This is a genomic window from Pseudomonas sp. GM17 (assembly GCF_000282175.2).
In the GTDB taxonomy this organism is placed as follows: domain Bacteria; phylum Pseudomonadota; class Gammaproteobacteria; order Pseudomonadales; family Pseudomonadaceae; genus Aquipseudomonas; species Aquipseudomonas chlororaphis.
This window is the reverse complement of record NZ_CP124732.1, coordinates 1,390,485-1,412,332: the sequence shown is the minus strand read 5'-3', so window position 1 is coordinate 1,412,332 and position 21,848 is coordinate 1,390,485. Positions and strand designations below refer to the sequence as shown.

16 protein-coding genes are annotated in these 21,848 nt (G+C 64.2%); 5 read left to right on the top strand and 11 right to left on the bottom strand.

All coding sequences use genetic code 11. The features are described 5' to 3' along the window. Window positions 1-100 precede the first annotated feature (100 nt). The 3 genes from PMI20_RS06285 to amaB form a co-directional block, all read right to left on the bottom strand. On the bottom strand, window positions 101-1,237 hold the full coding sequence (locus tag PMI20_RS06285; RefSeq protein WP_007925216.1) for a branched-chain amino acid ABC transporter substrate-binding protein: 1,137 nt from the start codon (window positions 1,235-1,237) through the stop codon (window positions 101-103). 362 nt (window positions 1,238-1,599) lie between these two features. After that, the gene (amaA, locus tag PMI20_RS06280) at window positions 1,600-2,883 is read right to left on the bottom strand and encodes an L-pipecolate oxidase (protein WP_007925214.1); all 1,284 of its coding nucleotides are present in this window, start codon (window positions 2,881-2,883) and stop codon (window positions 1,600-1,602) included. Window positions 2,884-3,090: 207 nt separating this feature from the next. Beyond that, on the bottom strand, window positions 3,091-4,581 hold the full coding sequence (gene amaB, locus PMI20_RS06275) for an L-piperidine-6-carboxylate dehydrogenase (RefSeq protein ID WP_007925211.1): 1,491 nt from the start codon (window positions 4,579-4,581) through the stop codon (window positions 3,091-3,093). Between the two features lie 163 nt (window positions 4,582-4,744). Here amaB and PMI20_RS06270 point away from each other — a divergent pair, with 163 nt between their 5' ends. The 3 genes from PMI20_RS06270 to nadE all read left to right on the top strand — a co-directional run bounded on the left by PMI20_RS06270 (window position 4,745) and on the right by nadE (window position 7,867). Then, window positions 4,745-5,650: a LysR family transcriptional regulator gene (locus tag PMI20_RS06270; RefSeq protein ID WP_025808040.1), complete on the top strand. Its 906-nt coding sequence runs from the start codon at window positions 4,745-4,747 to the stop codon at window positions 5,648-5,650. 159 nt (window positions 5,651-5,809) lie between these two features. After that, window positions 5,810-7,036 (top strand): nicotinate phosphoribosyltransferase, encoded by a 1,227-nt coding sequence (gene pncB / locus PMI20_RS06265; protein ID WP_007925207.1) that lies wholly within the window; start codon window positions 5,810-5,812, stop codon window positions 7,034-7,036. Between the two features lie 3 nt (window positions 7,037-7,039). Further along, window positions 7,040-7,867 carry an NAD(+) synthase gene (gene nadE, locus PMI20_RS06260; protein WP_007925206.1) on the top strand — a complete coding sequence of 276 codons (828 nt, stop codon included), beginning with the start codon at window positions 7,040-7,042 and terminating at the stop codon, window positions 7,865-7,867. A 226-nt stretch (window positions 7,868-8,093) separates the two neighbouring features. On the opposite strand, the gene azu is transcribed toward nadE, so the two are convergent. Further along, complete coding sequence (gene azu / locus PMI20_RS06255) at window positions 8,094-8,540, bottom strand: azurin (RefSeq protein ID WP_007921507.1); 447 nt, start codon at window positions 8,538-8,540, stop codon at window positions 8,094-8,096. A 349-nt stretch (window positions 8,541-8,889) separates the two neighbouring features. Here azu and PMI20_RS06250 point away from each other — a divergent pair, with 349 nt between their 5' ends. Then, entirely contained in the window at window positions 8,890-9,477 is a 588-nt protein-coding gene (locus tag PMI20_RS06250; RefSeq protein WP_007921505.1) for a cytokinin riboside 5'-monophosphate phosphoribohydrolase, read from the top strand. Between the two features lie 69 nt (window positions 9,478-9,546). Then, complete coding sequence (locus PMI20_RS06245; RefSeq protein ID WP_007921504.1) at window positions 9,547-9,732, top strand: hypothetical protein; 186 nt, start codon at window positions 9,547-9,549, stop codon at window positions 9,730-9,732. Window positions 9,733-9,756: 24 nt separating this feature from the next. Here PMI20_RS06245 and PMI20_RS06240 read toward each other — a convergent pair whose 3' ends face one another. The 7 genes from PMI20_RS06240 to dnaB all read right to left on the bottom strand — a co-directional run bounded on the left by PMI20_RS06240 (window position 9,757) and on the right by dnaB (window position 21,791). Beyond that, complete coding sequence (locus PMI20_RS06240; protein ID WP_007921503.1) at window positions 9,757-10,176, bottom strand: NUDIX hydrolase; 420 nt, start codon at window positions 10,174-10,176, stop codon at window positions 9,757-9,759. A gap of 117 nt (window positions 10,177-10,293) precedes the next feature. After that, entirely contained in the window at window positions 10,294-11,199 is a 906-nt protein-coding gene (locus PMI20_RS06235) for a transglutaminase family protein (protein ID WP_007921501.1), read from the bottom strand. Further along, the gene (locus tag PMI20_RS06230) at window positions 11,199-13,685 is read right to left on the bottom strand and encodes a circularly permuted type 2 ATP-grasp protein (protein ID WP_007921497.1); all 2,487 of its coding nucleotides are present in this window, start codon (window positions 13,683-13,685) and stop codon (window positions 11,199-11,201) included. Before PMI20_RS06230 ends, PMI20_RS06235 begins: the two co-directional genes overlap by 1 nt. A gap of 87 nt (window positions 13,686-13,772) precedes the next feature. Then, entirely contained in the window at window positions 13,773-17,048 is a 3,276-nt protein-coding gene (locus tag PMI20_RS06225) for a transglutaminase family protein (RefSeq protein ID WP_007921496.1), read from the bottom strand. 173 nt (window positions 17,049-17,221) lie between these two features. Continuing rightward, a complete protein-coding gene (locus tag PMI20_RS06220) occupies window positions 17,222-17,740 on the bottom strand; it encodes a hypothetical protein (protein ID WP_007921494.1) in 519 nt (172 codons plus the stop codon). Window positions 17,741-17,866: 126 nt separating this feature from the next. After that, entirely contained in the window at window positions 17,867-20,167 is a 2,301-nt protein-coding gene (locus PMI20_RS06215; RefSeq protein WP_007921487.1) for a YgiQ family radical SAM protein, read from the bottom strand. A gap of 226 nt (window positions 20,168-20,393) precedes the next feature. Further along, window positions 20,394-21,791 (bottom strand): replicative DNA helicase, encoded by a 1,398-nt coding sequence (gene dnaB / locus PMI20_RS06210; protein WP_007921486.1) that lies wholly within the window; start codon window positions 21,789-21,791, stop codon window positions 20,394-20,396. Between the last annotated feature and the right edge of the window lie 57 nt (window positions 21,792-21,848).

Sequence of the window (21,848 nt, the reverse complement as noted above, 5' to 3'; positions counted from 1 at the left end):
TTGTGCAGCTCTACGAGAAAAGACAGGTACTGCACGGACACGCATGCAGCAGGCCTGCGCCCTCCCCTGGAGGAAGGGCCGGCCTGCCCAGACGCTCATGTCACTTCTGTTTTTCCAGCTGGTGGTATTTGCCGTCCTTGTCCCACTGGTAAACCACGTAGTCGGAGACTTTCAGGTCGCCCTTGGCATCCCAGGTCTTCTCGCCCATCACGGTTTTCACCGGGTTGGCCTTGAGCCACTTGGCGGCGTCCTCGCCCTTGTTGGACTTGGCCCCGCCGAAGCCGGCAGCCAGTGCCTGGACCGACGCGTAGGCGTACAGGGTGTAGCCTTCAGGCTCGGTGCCGGCCTTGCGGAAAGCGTCGACCACGGTCTTGCTGTCCGGCAGCAGGCGCGGGTCGGCGCCGAAGGTCATGTACACGCCATCGACGTATTGCGGACCGCCAGCGGTGGTCACCAGTTCGTCGGTGACGATACCGTCGTCGGACATGAACTTGACGTCTTTGAGGCCCTGCTCGCGCATCTGGCGTACCAGCGGACCGGCTTCCGGGTGCAGGCCGCCGAAGTAGACGACATCGGCACCGGCGGCGCGGATCTTGGTGACCACGGCGCTGAAGTCTTTTTCGCCACGAGTCAGGCCTTCGTACAGCACCGGCGTCACGCCGCGCTTGCTCAGCTGTGCCTTGGTGGCGTCCGCCAGGCCCTGGCCGTAGGTGTCCTTGTCGTGCAGGACCACAACTTTCTTGCCCTTGAGCACGTCGACGATGTAGTCGCCGGCGACGATGCCCTGCTGGTCGTCACGCCCGCACATGCGGAACATGGCGGAGAGGCCGCGCTCGGTGACCTGTGGGTTGGTGGAGCCCGGGGTGATGGCGATCACGCCCGCATCGCTGTAAACCTCGGAAGCCGGAATGGTCGACGACGAGCAGAAGTGACCGACCACACCGGCCACCTTGTCCTGGTCCACCAGGCGGTTGGCCACGGCCACGGCCTGTTTCGGTTCGCAGGCGTCGTCACCCTTGACCAGGACGATCTTCTCGCCGTTGACGCCGCCCTTGGCGTTGATCTCGTCAGCCGCTGCCTGTGCACCCTTCATGTACTGCTCGCCAAATGCCGCGTTGGCGCCTGTCATGGGACCCGCTACGCCGATCTTGAGGTCGGCCTGAGCAAACGCAGAAACACCCAACGCAGCTGCCACTGCGAGGGCCAGAAAGCCTTTCTTGTAAAACGTCTGGGACATGAGGTGGTGCTCCAAGGTTTTTTTAGTTGGCACTGCGACTTCACCGAATGCTCAGAGCAAGGGCCGTGCCATTGGTTTTTTATTCTGAAAAAAGTCGCTCTTTTATTGTTATTTCGACTGTTTCGAGCCCTTTTTTATTGGGCGTGCAACCGTCTAAACCGCGGAAGGTGAAACCTTACAAAACATCAGGCGCAACCCGCCTGCGCCATCATTGCAACCGCGGCGCAAATCAACGTGCAACCAGCCTGTAACAGCCTGCGTAACCGAACTGCACACTACTGGTGCAGGACTGCTACGCCCCGCACCACTACAGGCTAGTCGCTGCGCCGAAAAGCGCCGCACCCGGCAACATATTTCCTTTGTCAGATAACGATCCGCAGGCACTGGCCCGCGTGATACAGGGAGAACCCGGCCTCGTACAGGCAACTGCGCAAGCCCACGCCGGCCAGGGGCTGCATGGGGGCGAAGGGAATCGGCAACGCCTGAGGATTTCCGTTACACAGGTAATCGGCGAACGCCTTGCCGACCACGGTGCCGGTGGTCACGCCCCGGCCGTTGTAGCCGGTGACCGCCACCAGACCGGGCGCCGGCTCGAACAGACGCATCAGGTGATCGGGGGTAAAGGCGATGCAACCGGTCCAGGTGCACTCCCACTCCACCGCTTTCAGGTAGGGGAAATAGTGCTGTTGTACCCGGTCGGCCCAGGCCTTGAGGAACCAGGCCGGCTTCTGGTTGCCATTGCCCAGGCTGCCCAGCAGCAGGCGGCCGTCGGCGTCCCGGCGAATGCTGCTGAGCACCTGGCGGGTGTCCCAGGAGCCCTGGCCACCCGGCAGGATCCGCTGCGCAGCTTCCTCGGTCAGCGGCCTGGAGGCGACCTGATAGTAGTAACCGGGGAAAAAATTGCGCCGCAATTCGGTCCAGTCGCCCTCGGTGTAGGCATTGGAGGCAATCACCACCTGCTCCGCCAGCACCGAGCCCTGGGCGGTCTGCACCGACCAGCGCTGGCCCTGGCGTTCGAGACGGGTCACCGGCGAATGGTCGAACAGTTGGCCCCCCAGGTCGACCGCGGCCTTGGCCAGGCCACTGACATAGGCCATCGGATTGACCGTGCCGGCCCGGCGATCGAGCAAGGCCGCGGCGATCTTCTGGGTGCCGGTGGCGGTTTCACAAGCCGCGCCGGTCAACAGCTCGACCGGTGCGCCCCGGCGCTTCCACTGGGCTTCCCGGCTGCGCAGGTCGGCCTCGCCCCGGGCGTTGTGCGCCATGTGCAGGGTGCCTTCGCGGCGCAGCTGGCAATCGATGCGGTATTTGTCGATCAGGCTGAACACCAGGGCCGGCGCCGCCCCCAGCATGCGGTTGAGCTGGCTGCCGACCGCCTCGCCGAAACCGGCCTCGATCTCGTCCGGCGGGATCCACATCCCGGCATTCACCAGGCCCACGTTGCGTCCCGAACCACCGTGGCCGGTGCGGTGGGCTTCCAGTACACAGACCCTTTTGCCCTGCTCCAGCAGGTGCACGGCGGCCGACAGGCCGGTAAAACCCGCGCCGATCACGCAGACATCCACCCTGACCTCGCCCTTGAGCGAGGCATTGTCAGGCCTTTGCGGCGTCAGTTTTTCCCACAGGCATTCTTCGCGTAACGGCATTGCCAGACTCCGAAATCAACGAACCACAGACCATGAACCAGCACCTCCCCTGTAGTCGCTGCCGCAGGCTGCGATCGACCGGTACGGTCGCGGCGAACTGAAGGCCGCCGCAGGCTCGACAGGAGATCGGGAACCAAGCTCCTTCGGAGCTTATCGCAGCCTTCGGCAGCGGCTACAGCGCCCGGCAAGCGGGCGCGATCGGGTCGATCAATCGAAGGTAATACCCTGCGCCAATGGCAACTCCAGCGAGTAGTTCACGGTGTTGGTCTGCCGGCGCATATAGGCGCGCCAGGCATCGGAACCGGACTCGCGGCCGCCGCCGGTCTCTTTCTCGCCACCGAAGGCGCCGCCGATTTCCGCGCCGCTCGGGCCGATGTTGACGTTGGCGATGCCGCAGTCGCTGCCCACCGCCGACATGAACTGCTCGGCCTCACGCACATCGGTGGTGAAGATGCAGGACGACAGGCCTTGCGGCACGGCATTGTTCAGGCGCAGCGCTTCGGCGAAATCGCTGTAGCCCACCACGTAGAGAATCGGTGCGAAGGTCTCGCTGCACACCACGTCGCTCTGCTCCGGCATCTCGACGATCGCCGGCGACACGTAATAGGCGTTGGGGAACTGGTCTTCCAGCTGGCGCTTGCCGCCGAACACCCGGCCACCCTCGCTCAGGGCCTGCTCCAGCGCATCCTGCATGTTGTCGAAGCTGTGCTTGTCGATCAGCGGGCCGACCAGGTTGCCTTGCAGCGGATGGCCGATGCGCACCTTGGAATAGGCGGCCTTGAGGCGGGTGACGATTTCGTCCTTCACCGATTCATGGGCAATCAGCCGGCGCAATGTCGTGCAGCGCTGGCCAGCGGTGCCGACGGCGCTGAACAGGATGGCGCGCACCGCCATGTCCAGATCGGCGCTCGGCCCCAGGATCATCGCGTTGTTGCCGCCCAGCTCGAGGATGCTGCGGGCGAAACGCGCGGCGACTTTCGGCGCCACTTCGCGGCCCATGCGGGTGCTGCCGGTGGCGCTGATCAGGGCCACGCGCGGGTCGTCCACCAGCGCTTCGCCGGCGTCGCGCCCGCCGATGATCACCTGGCTCAGGTACTCGGGGGCATCGCTGAAGTTCTTCAGCACGCGCTCGAACAGTGCCTGGCAGGCCAGGGCGGTCAACGGGGTCTTTTCCGAGGGTTTCCAGATCACCGGGTTGCCGCAGACCAGCGCCAGGGTGGTGTTCCAGGCCCAGACCGCGACCGGGAAGTTGAACGCGCTGATCACCCCGACGATGCCCAGCGGGTGCCAGGTTTCGCGCATGTGGTGGCCCGGGCGCTCGGAGGCGATCGTCAGGCCGTACAGCTGGCGCGACAGGCCGACCGCGAAGTCGCAGATGTCGATCATTTCCTGCACTTCGCCCAGGCCTTCCTGAGTGATCTTGCCGGCTTCCCAGGACACCAGCTCACCGAGGTCGGCCTTGTATTCGCGCAGCACTTCGCCGAACTGGCGCACCAGCTCGCCGCGACGCGGCGCCGGCACCTTGCGCCACAACTCGAACGCATGCTCCGCGCGACTGACCTGCTGCTCCACCTCGGCCGCGCCCTGCCAGTTCACCGAGGCGATGCGGCTGCCGTCGATCGGAGAATGCACGGGCTGCTTGCCCGATTGATACAGGGCCGGGTTCACACCAAGACGATCAAGCAATGCGGCAACCATGGGTCACTCCTTACAAATGGAAAGCAAAAAGTCGTAGCCGTTGACACAGCCATTCAGGACTGTAGTTGTAGCCGGCCCGAGACTTGCCAACAAACGACGATTAGGCGAGATATCATTCCGTTTATTCATGCTGCGCAGCCGGGACAAGAACAAGGAACCCTCGATGCTGAACAAACGCTACCTGCCCTCGATCACCGCCCTGCAGTGTTTCGAGGCCGTCACCCGGCACCTGAGCTTCACCCGCGCCGCCGAGGAGCTGAACCTGACCCAGAGCGCGGTCAGCAAGCAGGTCGCGCAGCTGGAAGAGCTCCTGCAACACCTGCTGTTTCGCCGGGTACGCCGGCGCCTGCAACTGACTCCGGCCGGCGACCTGTACCTGGTGGAAGTGCGCAAGATCCTCTCGCAGATCGAGATGTCGACCCACTACCTGCGCTCCTACGGTGGCGAAACCGAAGTCCTGCGGGTGTCCACCCCATCGACCTTCGGCGCGCGCTGGCTGGTGCCGCGCCTCAAGGGCTGGCGCCTGCGCCACCCGCAGATCCACCTGGACCTGTGCAACGAGCAGGAAGCCGACGACCTGCTGCAGGGCCGCAGCGACATGGCGTTCTACTTCGGCCAGGGTTCGCGTCCCGGCACCGAGTGCCTGAAGCTGTTCGGTGAAGAGCTGGTGGCGGTCTGCGCCCCCGGCAGCCTGCCGGACAAGCCGTTCACCGACCCGACGCAGCTGGCCGAGCTGGTGCTGCTGCAACTGGCCTCGCGGCCGCAGGCCTGGCATGACTGGTTCGACAGCCAGGGTTACCACACCGAGCACAGCTATCACGGCCCGCGCTTCGAAACCTTCTACATGTGCATCCGGGCCGCCCAGGTCGGCTGCGGCGTGGCCCTGCTGCCGCGGTTCCTGGTAGAGGAAGAACTGGCCGAGGGCAAGCTGGTGCTGGCGTGGGACTACGCCATGCCCAGCCACGATGCCTATTACCTGGCCTACCCCGAACATGCGGCCGAAGTGCCCAAGGTACGGGACTTCGTACGCTGGATGCTGGAACAGATCGACAGCCCGACGCCGGCCTGATCCGGGATGAGTGCAGGCCGCGATGGGGCCATCAGCCTCGACATCGTCCCCAAGCAAAAAACACTGGCAAAACCCACGGCGGATATGCGCCACTACTGCCTTCATTGAACAAGCTGGAAAGCCGCGCCCTTGATCGCGGCCAGCATGGAGATTCCCGTTATGAGCGAGAGTGTGTTTGCCGATCGCATCGTGCAGAACCTGCTCGACACCGACTTCTACAAACTGACCATGATGCAGGCGGTGCTGCACAACTACCCCAATGTGGAAGTCGAATGGGAATTCCGCTGCCGCAACAGCGAGGACCTGCGCCCCTATCTGGCGGAGATCCGCTATCAGTTCGAGCGCCTGGCCGACCTGAGCCTGAGCGCCGACCAGTTGAGTTTTCTCGAGCGCATCAGCTTCCTGAAACCGGACTTCCTGCGTTTTCTCGGGCTGTTCCGCTTCAACCTGCGGTATGTGCATACCGGTATCGAGAACGGCGAGCTGTTCATCCGCCTGCGCGGGCCCTGGCTGCATGTGATCCTGTTCGAAGTGCCGATGCTGGCGATCGTCAGCGAGGTGCGTAACCGCTATCGCTACCGCGAAGTCGTCCTGGAACAGGCGCGCGAACAGCTGTATCGCAAGTTCGACTGGCTGAGCGCCAACGCCAGCGCCGATGAACTGTCGCACCTGCAGGTGGCCGACTTCGGCACCCGCCGGCGCTTCTCGTACCGGGTCCAGGAAGAAGTGGTGAACGTGCTCAAGCACGACTTCCCCGGACGTTTCGTCGGCACCAGCAACGTGCACCTGTCCCGCGAGCTGGACATGAAACCCCTGGGCACCATGGCCCACGAATGGATCATGGCCCACCAGCAACTGGGACCGCGGCTGATCGACAGCCAGATCGCCGCCCTCGACTGCTGGGTCCGCGAGTATCGCGGCCTGCTGGGGATCGCCCTGACCGACTGCATCACCACCGACGCCTTCCTCAACGATTTCGATCTGTACTTCGCCAAGCTGTTCGACGGTTTGCGCCACGACTCGGGCGACCCGATCGCCTGGGCGGAAAAAGCCATCGCCCATTACCTGAAACTGGGCATCGAGCCGATGAGCAAGACCCTGGTGTTCTCCGACAGCCTGACGCTGCCCAAGTCCCTGGAGATTTTTCGCGCGTTGCGCGGTCGGATCAATGTCAGCTTCGGTATCGGCACCAACCTGACGTGCGATATTCCCGGTGTCGAGCCGATGAGCATCGTGCTTAAAATGGCCGCCTGCAATGGCCAGCCCGTCGCCAAGATCTCCGACGAAGCGGGCAAGACCCATTGCAAGGATCCCAACTTCGTCGCTTATTTGCGCCACGTTTTCCAAGTACCTGCCGCCCTTTCTGGCACATCAAGCAAGGAGTGAATCATGCAAGCCGTACAGCGTGAGATTGCTGAACAGCTCAAGGTCCAACCCCCTTTCAAGGACCAGGCCGATCTCGAGGCAGAAGTCGCCCGGCGGGTCGCGTTCATCCAGCAATGCCTGCTCAATTCCGGGCTCAAGGCCCTGGTGCTGGGCATCAGCGGTGGCGTCGACTCCCTGACCGCGGGCCTGCTGGCCCAGCGGGCGATGCGCGAACTGCGCGCCAGCAGTGGCGACCAGGGCTATCGTTTCATCGCCGTGCGCCTGCCGTACGACGTGCAGTTCGACGAACACGATGCCCAGGCCTCGGTGGACTTCATCGAACCCGACGAGCGCCACACCGTGAACATCGGGCCGGCGGTCAAGTCCCTGGCCAATGAAGTGGCGGCCTTCGAAGGCCATCAGGCGGTAACCCGGGACTTCGTCCTTGGCAACACCAAGGCACGCATGCGCATGGTCGCGCAGTACACCATCGCCGGCGCCGCCCACGGCCTGGTGATCGGCACCGACCACGCCGCCGAAGCGGTGATGGGTTTCTTCACCAAGTTCGGTGACGGCGCCTGCGACCTGGCCCCGCTGAGCGGGTTGGTGAAGAATCAGGTGCGGGCCATTGCCCGGCATTTCGGCGCGCCGGAGTCGCTGGTGGAGAAGATCCCTACCGCCGACCTGGAAGACCTGTCTCCCGGCAAGCCGGACGAAGCGTCCCACGGCGTGACCTACGCCGAGATCGACGCCTTCCTCCATGGCCAGCCGGTGCGCGAGGAGGCGTTCAAGATCATCTGCAACACCTACAACAAGACCCATCACAAACGCGTGATGCCATTCGCGCCATAAACAGCCCGTAGCCGCTGCCGAGCCTGCGAGGCTGCGCACGGCCGCAGAGCGGTCGCCAAAACAGGCGCCACGTTATGTTCGATGGACCGCGTGGGCAGGTTTTGCGAGGACTGCGTCCTCGTACGCAGCCTCGCAGGCTCGGCAGCGGCTACAAGTCTGTATACGCAGTTCCAGGCACAAAAAAAGCGCCCCGCAGGGCGCTTTTTCATCACACCGAATCAACCGATCACTTCAGCACCACAGCGCCTTTCATCATCGAGTTGTGGCCCGGGAACGAGCAGAAGAACTCGTAGCTTTCGCCAGCGGTCAGCTTCGACACGTCGAAGGTCACCGAGTCTTTTTCGCCGGAGCCGATGATCTTGGTGTGGGCGATGACGCGGCTGTCGCCTTCTTTCAGGTAGTTCTTGTCGATGCCGGCGGCCATGCCGTCGGTAGCGATACCGGCCATGTCCGCGCTTTTGCTCAATACCCAGTTATGGCCCATGACGTTCTTCGGCAGGCTGCCGGAGTGGGTCAGGTTCACGGTGAAGGTCTTGCAGCTCTTGTCGATGGTGATTTCCTTCGTGTTGAAGGACATCTGGTCGGTGGAGTCGACATCGACCTTACATTCGGCGGCCATCAGCTGGCTGCTGGCCAGTGTCAGCAGGGATACCGCAACGAGTTTGGCAAACATGGTGAATCTCCAAGGCAGGGTTAACAAAATCCATCTGAATCCATGAAGGTGAAGACTGCCTGAATTTTTCACAAGTTCCTATGATTTACATCAAGAAATTGTATACAACTTTGCGCTATCGGCCTGATCGAGAGAATCAAACAGCCAGCCGCCAGCCGCGGGCCTATGCTCGGCGCACATCACTATCGGAGTGTCTGCCATGCACCTCAACAGTCTGTTCCGCAGCCTGCTCGCCGCCTATGCCTGTGGCGCCAGCGGCACCTATGAAAGCCCCCGCGGCGAGGATTGACCCTTGGAGCGCGGCCGGCCAGCCATTACTCTGTGGCCCTCACCGACCATGGAGTAAGGCATGTCTTTAGCGTCTGTATGCGTGTTCTGCGGTGCCAGCACTGGCACCAACCCGGCCTACCGCGAGGCCGCCGAAGCCCTCGGGCGCCAGCTGGCCGAGCGCAAGCTGACCCTGGTCTATGGCGGTGGCGCCGTCGGCCTGATGGGCATAGTCGCCGACGCGGCCCTGGCGGCTGGCGGCGAAGTCATCGGCATCATTCCCCAGAGCCTCAAGGACAAGGAAATCGGCCATCCGGGCCTGACGCGCCTGGAGGTGGTCGATGGCATGCACGCCCGCAAGGCACGCATGGCCGAGTTGAGCGACGCCTTTATCGCGCTGCCTGGCGGCCTGGGTACCCTGGAAGAATTGTTCGAAGTCTGGACCTGGGGCCAGTTGGGTTACCACGCCAAGCCCCTGGGGTTGCTGGAAGTGAATGGCTTCTACGAGAAGCTCACGGGTTTTCTCGATCACATCGTCGGCGAAGGCTTCGTTCGCGCCCCGCACCGTGACATGCTGCAGGTGAGCGAATCGCCGCGCAAACTGCTGCAAGCCCTGGAAACCTGGCAACCCACGGTAGTCCCCAAATGGGCCGAGCAGAAACCCGATTAACCGCCGAGCCCCGATACAAGGCAGAATACGCGCCGCTCAAACCTCACCTTCGACCCCAGAGGATCGCCCATGGCTAAACCCAATTACTCTTTCGCCAAACGTCAGCGAGACCTGGCAAAGGAGCAGAAGAAAGAGGAAAAGCTGCAACGCAAGAAAGCGGCCGCTGAAGAAGCCGGCGCACCAAGCCCGGATACAGAAGACGACGTGGCCGTCGACAACGCCGATGCAGTAGACGATCAGACCCCCAAGGCCTGAGACCCGCCAGGCCCGATACCTCTATCAGGCCCTCGGGATCTGGGGTCGGCCATCCGTTGCCGACCCTCGGATACCCAACGCTTTGACAATCGAATCGCGATAACCCTGTGGCAAGTTGGCCGGTAGTCGGTCCGGCGCGAACAGGCCGATTTCCTTGTGCTCGTGGCTGACGGTCGGCACAAAACCGCCCAGGAGCCGGCAGCGATAGGTCGAGATAAACACATGCTTGCCGGGGATGACTTCGAACAGGTACGAATCCAGCGGCTCGCCCACCGCCACCCGCACGTCCAGCTCCTCCTCGATCTCCCGCGCCAGGCATTGCGGCGCCGTCTCCCCCAGCTCGATCCGCCCGCCGGGCAGCTCCCACTCGTCACGCTCGTTGAGCATCAGCACCACCAGCCCCTCGGGTGATTGCAGCACGCCCTTGATCGATACCGGGAACATAAGTAACTCCTGTAAAGCCTGTAGCCGCTGCCGAAGGCTGCGCTCGGGCGCGTAGCAGCCGTGTTTTTTTAGACCGCTGGAAGGTTCTGCGAACCTTATCGCAGCCTGCGGCAGCGGCTACAGTGAGATCCGTTCATTCAGCGGCATCACCGTCACCCGCACTTCCGGGTCGTGGCTGCCGCCGCCGAGAATCACCCCGCGCAACGGCGACACATCGGAAAAATCCCGGCCCCAGGCCAGGGTGATGTGCTCCAGCGCCGGCTGCACGTTGTTGGTCGGGTCGAAATCCACCCAGCCGAGCACCGGGCAGAACACCGAAACCCAGGCATGGGAGGCATCCGCGCCGATCAGGCGTGGCTGCCCCGGTGGCGGCTGGGTCAGCAGGTAGCCGCTGACATAACGCGCTGCCAAGCCACGGGAACGTAAACACGCCAGCATCAGGTGGGCGAAGTCCTGGCAAACCCCGCGCCGCCGCTCCAGCACTTCCACGAGCGGCGTCGCCACCTGGGTGGCTTCGGCATCGAAGGTGAACTCGCTGAAGATCTTTTCCATCAACGCTTGCACCCCCAACAACAACGGACGCCCGGCGGGGAAACAGCTTTCGGAGAACTCGACGAAGCTTTTCTTCAAGTGCACATAAGGCGACTCGAAGCGGTAACGGCACGCCTCCATCAAGGCCGCGGATAACGGCCGGCTGCTGTAGGTCAGCGCACTGCGGGTGGCGTCCCAGGGCAATGAACGGGTGAAATCCAGCGCAGGCCGGGCCAGCACCTCCACCGTCAGCTGCGCATTGACCAGCAATTCGTCATGGGGGCGCTCGAACGCCAGCCGGGTCAGCGGATTGCCGAACACATCCAGCTCGTCGCGGCGGGTGGTGGGGTCGGGGCTGATCAGCAGTTCCTGCTGGCTGCAATGCTGCCAGGCGCAGGCGCGCGGCCACAGGTGCGCCAACTGCTGGGCCAGGGAAACCGGGCTGTCGTAGTGGTAATGGGTATCGTGGAAGATCTGGTAATGAGCGCTCATCAGACGGATACCGTTCGTTGGCTGACATCGTCGACATGGGCGAAATGCCGCAGCGCCAGGCGGTCGGAGACCTGCCCGCTGGCATCGGCGATTTCCTGCAACAGGTCGGCCAGGCCTTCGAGCGCCGCCCGCACGCTGGCCTCGCCGAACAGCGGGTTTTCCAGGCAGCCCAGGTCGAAGCGCCCCAGACGCCCCACCAGCTTGGGCAAACCGGCCTCGCGCGGTACGCCGAACTCGTCGTTCAAGCGATTGAGGGTCCGGGTCACCAGCTTCAGCTGGAACAGCACCGCATGAGGGTTCTGTTCGTCGAGCAGCAACAGGTCGAGCACCGGAATCAACTGCGCCACCGCCAGGTAGCGGGAACGGTAGGTGATGCTGCTGTTGCCCAGTTCCAGCAGCCACTCCAGCCCGGCCTGGTCGAACGCGGTGGCGCTGCGCAGGAAGGCCGCCAGGCTGCTGCTGAGAAACTGCAGGCGCTCGATGCGCCGGCCAATCATCAAAAAGCGCCAGCCTTCGTCGCGGGTCATGTCGTCCAGGGCGAAGCCCGACAGCGCCGCCAGGGACATCACCAGGCGGTTGAGGAAGTCCAGCAGCTCGCCGAAGTCCGGCTCGCGGGCTTCCAGCGCCAAGGCTTCGCGCTGCAATTCCACCAGCGCCTGCCAGTTTTCCCGCGAAAGCTTGCCGCGCACCTGGGACGCCGCCCACTGCAGGCGCTGCAGGTTGGAGCGCAGGCTGAAGGACCAGTCGTCCCCCAGCAGGGCCGCCAACAAACGCTCGGGCAGTTCGCCTTCGTCCGGCAGCAGCATCAGGCTTTCGCCCAGCTCGACCGCCGCCTGCAAGGCCTGCGGGTCATCGCCGTCGACATAGCGCGCCAGCATGATCCGCAACAGCCGCGCACTGCCATCGCAACGCTCGCAGTAACGGCCGAACCAGAACAGGTTTTCCACCACCCGCGACGGCAGGTACGGATCGCGCCGCACCAGTTCATGCACGCCGATGGTCCGCTGGCCTTTCCACTGTTCGCCGCTGGGCGCACGTTCGCCCAGCACCCAGGTGTCCTTGCTGGCGCCGCCGCGCTGCATCGATACCACCTCGGCATCGGCCTCGGCGGCCACCCGGGTCAAGCCGCCCGGCAGTACCCGGTAACCATCGTGGCTGGCCACGGCATACACCCGCATGCCGATGGCCCGCGGTTGCAACTGGCCGTCCTCGGCCTGCCAGACCGGCGCCTGGGACAGTTGCGCCAGCTCCTGGGCGACATAGGCATAAGGTCGCGCCCGCATGCGTTCGGCCAGGGCCTGGCGTTCTTTCTCGCAAAGGTCGCGACCGAACAATGGGGCAAAGCTCTGGGACGGGAACGCCGGCTTGATCAGCAGTTCCGGGAGTTTCTCCAGGGCCTGGGCCAGCACCGGTGCCTCGCCGCACCACCAGGTGGCGACAGAAGGCAGAATCAGTTTTTCGCCGAACAAGTGCTCGCTGATCTTCGGCAGGAAACCCAGCAGGCCTGGCGACTCCAGCACGCCGCTGCCCAGGGCATTGGCCACCAACACCCGCCCCTGCCGCACCGCCTCCAGCAGCCCCGGCACGCCGAGGGCCGAGTCGGTGCGCAGTTCCAGCGGGTCGCAGAAGTCGTCGTCGAGCCGGCGCATGATCGCGTGCACCCGCCGCAGGCCGCTCAGGGTCTTGAGGTAGACCGTGGCGTCGCGCACCGTCAGGTCGCCGCCTTCCACCAGCGGATAACCGAGCTGGCGCGCCAGGTACAGGTGCTCGAAATAGCTCTCGTTGAAACGTCCCGGGGTCAGCAGCACGATCAGTGGCACTTCGTCGTCCCGGGGCGCCTGGCGGGCCAGGGTTTCCTGCAGCGTGCGGAAGAACCCGGCCAGGTGCTGCACCTGCAGATCGCGGTACAGGTCCGGAAAGGCCCGGGACACGATCATGCGGTTTTCCAGGGCGTAGCCGGCACCGGACGGCGCCTGGGTACGGTCGGCGGTGACCCACCAGCGCCCGTCCGGGGTGCGCGCCAGGTCGACCGCGTACAGGTGCAGGAAGGCGCCATCCGGCGGCTGGATGCCCTGGCACGGCCAGAGAAAGTTGTTATGGCCAAAGACCAGTTCGGCCGGCAGCAGGCCCTCGCTGATCAGCCGCTGGGGCCCGTACAGGTCGGCCAGTACCGCATTGAGCAAACGTGCCCGCTGCGCGATCCCGGCGGACAGCTGCTGCCATTCATCGGCGGCGATCACATGGGGCAACAGGTCCAGTTCCCACGGCCGGTCGGCGCCCTTGGGGTCGGCATAGACGTTGTAGGTGACGCCGTTTTCCTGGATCTGCCGGGTCAGCAGCGCCTGGCGCTGCATCAACTGCGCTGGCGTGCTGCGCTGCAACTGGTCGAACAGCCGGCGCCAGTGCGGGCGCACCGCGCCGCTGGCGTCGAGCAGTTCGTGGTAGGTACCCGCCGTCAGCGGGTAGTGGTCAAGCAGGTCAGGCATGGAAAGCTCGGCAGACGGCAAGGTAAGTCAGATTAACGCAGACACATGACGCCCGGATATGCGAAACATCCGGGCGTCGCGTCTGCTTTAGAAACGTCGCAAATCGAGTGTCATCGGCAACTCGTCGTTGATCGTCAGGCTCGGCACCGACAAGGTGCCGGGGCTATGCCCCAGGCGGAAGAAGCGCGCCATGCGCCGGCTCTCGGCCTCGTTGGCATTCACCGGCAGGCTGTCGTAGTTGCGCCCGCCCGGGTGGGCCACATGGTATTGGCAACCGCCCAGGGAACGCTGCATCCAGGTGTCAAGCAGGTCGAACACCAACGGTGCGTGCACCGGGATGGTCGGTTGCAGGCAGTTGAACGGCTGCCAGGCCCGATAGCGCACGCCGGCGACGAACTCCCCGACCCGCCCGGTGGGCTGCAGCGGCACCGCGACACCGTTGCAGGTCAACAGGTAGCGCTGCGGCGCCAGCCCGGTGAGCTTGACCTGCAAGCGCTCCAGCGATGAGTCGACATAACGCACCGTGCCGCCAGCGGAGCCCTCCTCCCCCAACACGTGCCAAGGCTCCAGGGCCTGGCGCAGCTCCAGTTCGACACCGCCGACCGCATAATCGCCAACCTTGGGGAAACGGAACTCCAGGTGCGCGGCGAACCACTCGGCGCGCAGCGGGTAGCCGGCGGCGTTGAGCTCGACAATGACATCGGCGAAGTCCTGCTCGATGAAGTGCGGCAACAGGAAGCGGTCGTGCAGTTCGGTGCCCCAGCGCGCCAGCTTGGCCGGTGCGTAGGGCTCGCGCCAGAAGCGCGCCACCAAGGCCCGCAGCAACAATTGCTGGGCCAGGCTCATGCGCGCATGGGGCGGCATTTCAAAGGCGCGCAGTTCCAGCAGGCCCAGGCGGCCTGTCGCGCCATCCGGCGAGTACAGCTTGTCGATGCAGAACTCGGCGCGATGGGTGTTGCCGGTGACGTCGATCAACAGGTTGCGCAGCAGCCGGTCGACCAGCCAGGGCGGGCACTCCTCGCCCGGTTCGGGCATCTGCGCGAAGGCGATTTCCAGCTCGTACAACGCATCGTTGCGCGCCTCGTCGACCCGCGGTGCCTGGGAGGTGGGGCCGATGAACAGCCCGGAGAACAGATAGGACAACGACGGATGGTTGTGCCAGTAGCTGATCAGGCTGCGCAACAGGTCCGGCCGGCGCAGGAACGGCGAATCCGCCGGCGTCGCGCCACCCAATACGAAGTGGTTGCCGCCGCCGGTGCCGGTATGGCGCCCGTCGATCATGAATTTCTCGGTGGTCAGGCGGGTCTGCCGGGCTTCCTCGTAGAGGAATTCGGTGCGCTCCACCAGCTCGTCCCAACTGGCGGACGGCTGCACGTTGACCTCGATCACGCCCGGATCGGGGGTGACGCGGAAGTTGCTCAGGCGCGGATCGCTCGGCGGCTCGTAGCCCTCCAGCAGCACCGGGCAATGCAACTCCTCGGCGGTGGCCTCGATGGCGCTGACCAGCTCCAGGTAATCCTCCAGGCGCTCCAGGGGCGGCATGAACAGGTACAAGCGCCCGCCCCGCGCCTCGGCGCAGAACGCGGTGCGGGTCAGCCAGTCGGCGGACTGGTCGATCTGCGGCACCCGCTCATCGGCCTCGGCCGCTTCGCCGTGTTCACGCAGCTGCGCGCTGTCCGGCAGCTCGGGCAGGTCCTGGTTCGGGTCGGTGGGGTGCACATAGGGGTACTCCGCCGCCGTCACCCAGGGCTGGGACGCCAACGGTAGGCGATAACCCAGGGGCGAATCCCCCGGGATCAACCGGCAGTGGGTATCGCGCAGGTACCAGCGGCCGCTCTGCCACTGGTCGCCCCTGGCGGTACGGGCCAGCGGCAGGACCTGGCCGATGACCTTGTCCAGGCCCTGGCTGAACACCTTGCGCAGGCGCGCCCGCTCCAGTTCGTCCGCCAGCCGCGAATCCTCGGCGCTGACGTTCTGCGGCAAGGTGCCTTCGCGCCACAGGTAGTAGAAATTGTCTTCGTAGGCCGGGAATACAAAGCGCGCGGGCAGCTTCAAGCGTTCGGCGACGCTGGCGAGGAAACGCCCGGCCAGCTCGCTGTCGGCGCCATAGTCTTCATGCTCGTCGGCAATCAGCGCGGCGTTGTGCCAGATCGGCACGCCGTCGCGGCGCCAGTAGCAGTTCAGCGACCAGCGCGGCAACTGCTCGCCCGGGTACCACTTGCCCTGGCCGAAGTGCACCAGGCCCTTGGGCGCGTAGTGGTTGCGCAGGCGCTGGAACAGCTCGGCGGACAACCGGCGCTTGTTCGGCCCGAGAGCCGCGGTGTTCCATTCGGCGCCATCCGGGTCGTCGATCGAGACGAAGGTCGGCTCGCCGCCCATGGTCAGGCGCACGTCGCCTGCCAGCAGGTCGGCATCGATCTGCCGGCCCAGGGCCTGGATCGCCAGCCATTGCTCCTCGGTGTAGGGCTTGGTGACCCGCGGCGCTTCCCAGACCCGCTCCACCGACATCTCGTGGCCGAACTCGCATTCACAAGGCTCTACCAGGCCGCTGATCGGCGCCGCCGAGGACGGATCGGGGCTGCAGGCCAACGGGATATGCCCTTCCCCGGCAAACAGCCCGGAAGTGGCGTCCAGGCCAATCCAGCCGGCGCCGGGCAAGTACACCTCGCACCAGGCGTGCAGGTCGGTGAAGTCGACCTCGGTGCCGGACGGGCCGTCGAGGGATTTGACGTCGGCGGTCAGCTGGATCAGATAGCCGGAAACAAAGCGCGCGGCCAGCCCCAGGTTGCGCAGCAGTTGCACCAGCAGCCAGGCGGAGTCGCGGCAGGAGCCGGAAGCCTTGTCCAGGGTCTGCTCCGGCGTCTGCACGCCGGGCTCCATGCGGATCAGGTAGCCGATGTCTTCGCTCAGGCGCTGGTTCAGGGCCACCAGGAAATCCACCGCCGGTATCGGCGTGCGGTCGATGCCCTCGAGGTAGGCCTTGAACTTCGGCGTCAGCGGCAGGGTTTCCAGGTAAGGCGCCAGCTCGCGCTGCTCGTCGGCGGCATAGGCGAAGGGGATTTTCTCGGCGTAGGGCTCGAGGAAGAAATCGAACGGATTGAAGACTGCCATCTCCGCCAGCAGATCGACTTCGATCCGCAGCTCGTCGGTCTTCTCCGGGAAGACCAGGCGCGCCAGGTAGTTGCCCTGGGGGTCCTGCTGCCAGTTGATGAAGTGCTGCTCGGGCTGAACCTTCAGCGCATAGGAGAGAATCCGCGTACGGCTATGGGCCGCCGGACGCAGGCGAACGATCTGTGGGCCAAGTTCGACCGCGCGGTCGTAGCGGTAATGCGTGACATGGTGCAATGCGACATGGATCGACACGGCGTGCCTCCTGCGGGCCTGAACGTACACGAAAGCGCGCAAGACTTATGCCAGAGCACCAGTCCCGGGGCTTTCCCCAACGGCTGTGGGCAGTACAGCACCAAAAGCGAGCGGCGCGTGCTTCGGCGTGCGCAGGGTTGCACATAAATGTGGCGACAGGCTGTAACCGGCGGTCAGCGCACCCGCTTCAGACCGGCTTCGAGTCGCTGCAGGCGCCGGCGTTTGCGCGCCGCCACTTGCAGCACCTTGAGCCCGCGCTGGTAGCGCCGGGTGCTCATCAGGTACAGCCCGGCCAGGGGAATGCACAGGACAAAGGCCGGGAACAGTCGCTGGCGGGAGTCCAGCAGGACCAGCAGCGCGCATGCCAGGCAGAACACCAGCGCGCCGAACAAGGCCCAGGCGCCACGCGGGTAGCCGCGGATCACCAGCATGAAACACAGGCTCATCAGCAGGCCTGCGCCCAGCATGGCCATCGCGGCGTAGTTGGCGACCTGGAAGTCACGGGGGAAATACAGATGGGGCACCTGCGCGGCGGTCAGCGAGATGCTGAAGACCGTCGTCATCATCACCGCGATGTGAATCACCCCGAAACGCCGCACATAGGGCTGCCAGGCAAGCCATTCGGCGGTCTTGAGGCGTAGCAGCCGGTCTTCGACCTGCCGTTGTTGCGGGGGTTTCCGGCGACGTAACACGCGGCTCTTCCTTGAGTTGATGCCAATCCTGGGGGCGCACCTTAACAAACCCGAACGCCGAAATGCACAACGCCAACCCTGGGGTTGGCGTTGTGTCTGTGGCGTTGGGTCCGTACAGCAGTGGCCTTAGCGGGGCACGACCGGTTTGCGGGCCGGCTTCTTGCCTTTGCCCTTGGCCGCATCCGTGCGTTCCTTGGCGGCCTGCTTGTTGCGGGCCATCGCGGCGGCCTTGGCCTGTTCGCGCTTGTCCCACGGGTTGCTACCGTCGCTGCCGCGTGGAGGCAGGCCGGTGTGCTGGGTGAGAATTTTGGTGGTTTCCTTGGCCACTTTGTGGCTGCCAGCCGGCGTCGAGTTCTTGCGACGGGCGCTCTGGTAGCTGTCGGTCGACGGCTGATGCAAAGGAATCAACTGGTTCTTGCCCGGCCCGATCAGGTCGGCGCGACCCATGCGGGTCAGCGCTTCACGCAGCATCGGCCAGCCTTTCGGGTCGTGGTAACGCAGGAACGCCTTGTGCAGGCGACGCTGCTCCTCGCTCTTGACGATGGTCACCCCGTCACTCTTGTAGGTGACCTTGCGCAGCGGGTTCTTGCCCGAGTGGTACATCGCGGTGGCGGTGGCCATCGGCGACGGGTAGAACGCCTGCACCTGGTCGGCGCGGAAACCATTGCCCTTGAGCCACAGGGCCAGGTTCATCATGTCTTCGTCGGTGGTGCCCGGGTGCGCGGCGATGAAGTACGGAATCAGGTACTGCTCCTTGCCCGCTTCCTTGGAGTACTTCTCGAACATCCGCTTGAACCGGTCGTAGCTACCGATGCCCGGCTTCATCATCTGGTTGAGCGGACCTTCCTCGGTGTGTTCCGGGGCGATCTTCAGGTAGCCACCGACGTGGTGGGTCACCAGTTCCTTGACGTACTCCGGCGACTCGACCGCGAGGTCGTAGCGCAGGCCGGAAGCGATCAGGATCTTCTTCACCCCCGGCAAGGCGCGGGCGCTGCGATACAGCTGGATCAGCGACGAGTGGTCGGTATTCAGGTTCGGGCAGATGCCAGGGAACACGCAGGACGGCTTGCGGCACGCGGATTCGATTTCCGGGCTCTTGCAGGCGATGCGGTACATGTTCGCGGTCGGGCCGCCGAGGTCGGAAATGACCCCGGTAAAACCTGGAACCTTGTCGCGAATCTCTTCGATCTCGCGAATGATCGACTCTTCGGAACGGTTCTGGATGATCCGCCCTTCGTGCTCGGTGATTGAGCAGAAGGTGCAGCCACCGAAGCAGCCACGCATGATGTTCACCGAGAAACGGATCATGTCGTAGGCCGGGATCTTCTCCTTGCCGTACGCCGGGTGCGGGATGCGCTGATACGGCATGCCGAACACGTAGTCCATCTCTTCGGTGGTCATCGGGATGGGCGGCGGGTTGAACCAGACATCGATCTCGCCATGTTTCTGCACCAGCGCACGGGCGTTGCCCGGGTTGGTTTCCAGGTGCAGCACACGGTTGGCGTGGGCGTAGAGCACCGGATCGTTACGCACCTTTTCCATGGACGGCAGGCGGATCACGGTCTTGTCCCGGGTCATCTTCGGGCTGGCCAGGATCTGCACGACCTTGGCTTCCTGGGGATCTTCGACCGGGCCCTTTTCCTGCTCGATGGCACAGGCCTGGGTGTCCTGGGTGTTGACGTACGGGTTGATGATCTTGTCGATCTTGCCCGGACGGTCGATACGCGTGGAGTCGACTTCGTACCAGCCCTGCGGCGTGTCACGGCGGATGAACGCGGTGCCGCGCACGTCGGTGATGTCTTCGATCTTGTGCCCGTAGGACAGGCGCTGGGCGACTTCGACAATCGCCCGCTCGGCGTTGCCGTAGAGCAGGATGTCGGCGCTGGCGTCGATCAGGATCGAGTTGCGCACCCGGTCCTGCCAGTAGTCGTAGTGGGCGATGCGGCGCAGGGAGGCTTCGATGCCGCCCAGGACGATCGGCACGTGCTTGTAGGCTTCCTTGCAGCGCTGGCTGTAGACCAGGCTGGCGCGGTCCGGACGCTTGCCCGCCAGGCCACCCGGGGTGTAGGCGTCGTCGGAGCGGATTTTCTTGTCCGCGGTGTAGCGGTTGATCATCGAGTCCATGTTGCCGGCTGCGACGCCGAAGAACAGGTTCGGCTCGCCGAGCTTCATGAAGTCGTCTTTGGACTGCCAGTTCGGCTGGGCGATGATCCCGACGCGGAAGCCCTGGGACTCCAGCAGCCGGCCGATGATCGCCATGCCGAACGACGGGTGATCGACGTAGGCATCGCCGGTGACGATGATGATGTCGCAGGAATCCCAGCCGAGCTGATCCATTTCCGCCCTGCTCATCGGCAGGAACGGCGCCGGTCCGAAACATTCGGCCCAGTACTTGGGATAGTCAAATAACGGCTTGGCTGCTTGCATGTCGATGACCGGTATAGGTGTAGATGAGGGCGCGTTTATTTACAGAGAAATTCGCGGGCGCGGAATATAGCACAAAAAATAACCAATTCCGACGACTATGGTCGGAAATCGGTGGCCTGTGGCCGCTGTCGCAGACTGCGATCGGCTGCGCGGCAGACGCAACGCTCACCCATCGAACGAAGGCCCTGCGGCCTCTGTCGCAGCCTGCGGCAGCGGCTACGGCTGTTTATTCGTCGTCGTCGAAGTTGTAGCTGCCCGGCGCGAGGTTCTCGAAGCGGGTGTACTTGCCGATGAACGCCAGGCGGATAAAGCCGATGGGGCCGTTCCGCTGCTTGCCGATGATGATCTCGGCAATGCCCTTGTGCTCGGTCTCGGGGTGATACACCTCGTCCCGGTACACGAACATGATGACGTCGGCGTCCTGCTCGATCGCTCCGGATTCCCGCAAGTCGGAGTTCACCGGGCGCTTGTTCGGGCGCTGCTCGAGGGAGCGGTTGAGCTGGGACAAGGCCACTACCGGGCAGTTGAATTCCTTGGCCAGGGCCTTGAGGGAACGGGAGATCTCGGAAATCTCGTTGGTCCGGTTGTCGCCGCTGGAACCCGGGATCTGCATCAGTTGCAGGTAGTCGATCATGATCAGGGCGATGTCGCCGTGCTCACGCACCAGGCGGCGGGTCCGCGCGCGCATTTCCGAAGGGCTGATACCGGCGGTGTCGTCGATGAACAGCTTGCGGTCGTTGAGCAGGTTGACCGCCGAGGTCAGGCGCGGCCAGTCGTCGTCTTCCAGCTGGCCGGAACGCACCTTGGTCTGGTCGATACGGCCGAGGGACGACAGCATACGCATGATCAGCGATTCGCCTGGCATCTCGAGGGAGTACACCAGCACCGCCTTGTCGCTGCGCAGTACGGCGTTTTCCACCAGGTTCATGGCAAAGGTGGTCTTACCCATGGACGGACGACCGGCGACGATGATCAGGTCGGCGGGCTGCAGGCCGCTGGTCTTCTCATCGAGGTCGGTGTAGCCGGTGGACAGGCCGGTGATGGCGTTGTCGGTGTTGAACAGGGTGTCGATGCGGTCGATGGCCTTGGTCAGCAACTCGTTGACGCCCACCGGACCGCCGGTCTTCGGACGCGCTTCGGCGATCTGGAAGATCTGCCGTTCGGCTTCGTCGAGGATCTCTTCGGCGGTGCGGCCTTCGGGGTTGAAGGCGCTGTCGGCGATCTCGGTGCTGATGCCGATCAGCTGGCGCAGGGTGGCGCGCTGGCGAACGATCTGCGCATAGGCCTTGATGTTGGCCACCGACGGCGTGTTCTTCGCCAGTTCGCCCAGGTAACCCAGGCCGCCGACCTGGGACGTCTGGCCTTCCTTGTCCAACTGCTCGGACAGGGTCACGACGTCGATCGGCATGTTCTGATCGGCCAGCTTGGCGATCGCACGGAAGATCAGGCGGTGGTCATGTCGATAGAAATCGCCGTCGGAGACTTGATCGAGCACCCGCTCCCAGGCGTTGTTGTCCAGCATCAGACCACCGAGCACGGCCTGTTCGGCCTCGATGGAATGTGGCGGCACCTTCAGGGCAGCGGTTTGCAGATCGTATTGCTCGGGAGCGGAGATATCGTTCATGGCCACTTGGTTTTTTAGGAAAAGCAGGGGTTTGAAAACTGAGGGTACAGAAAGACA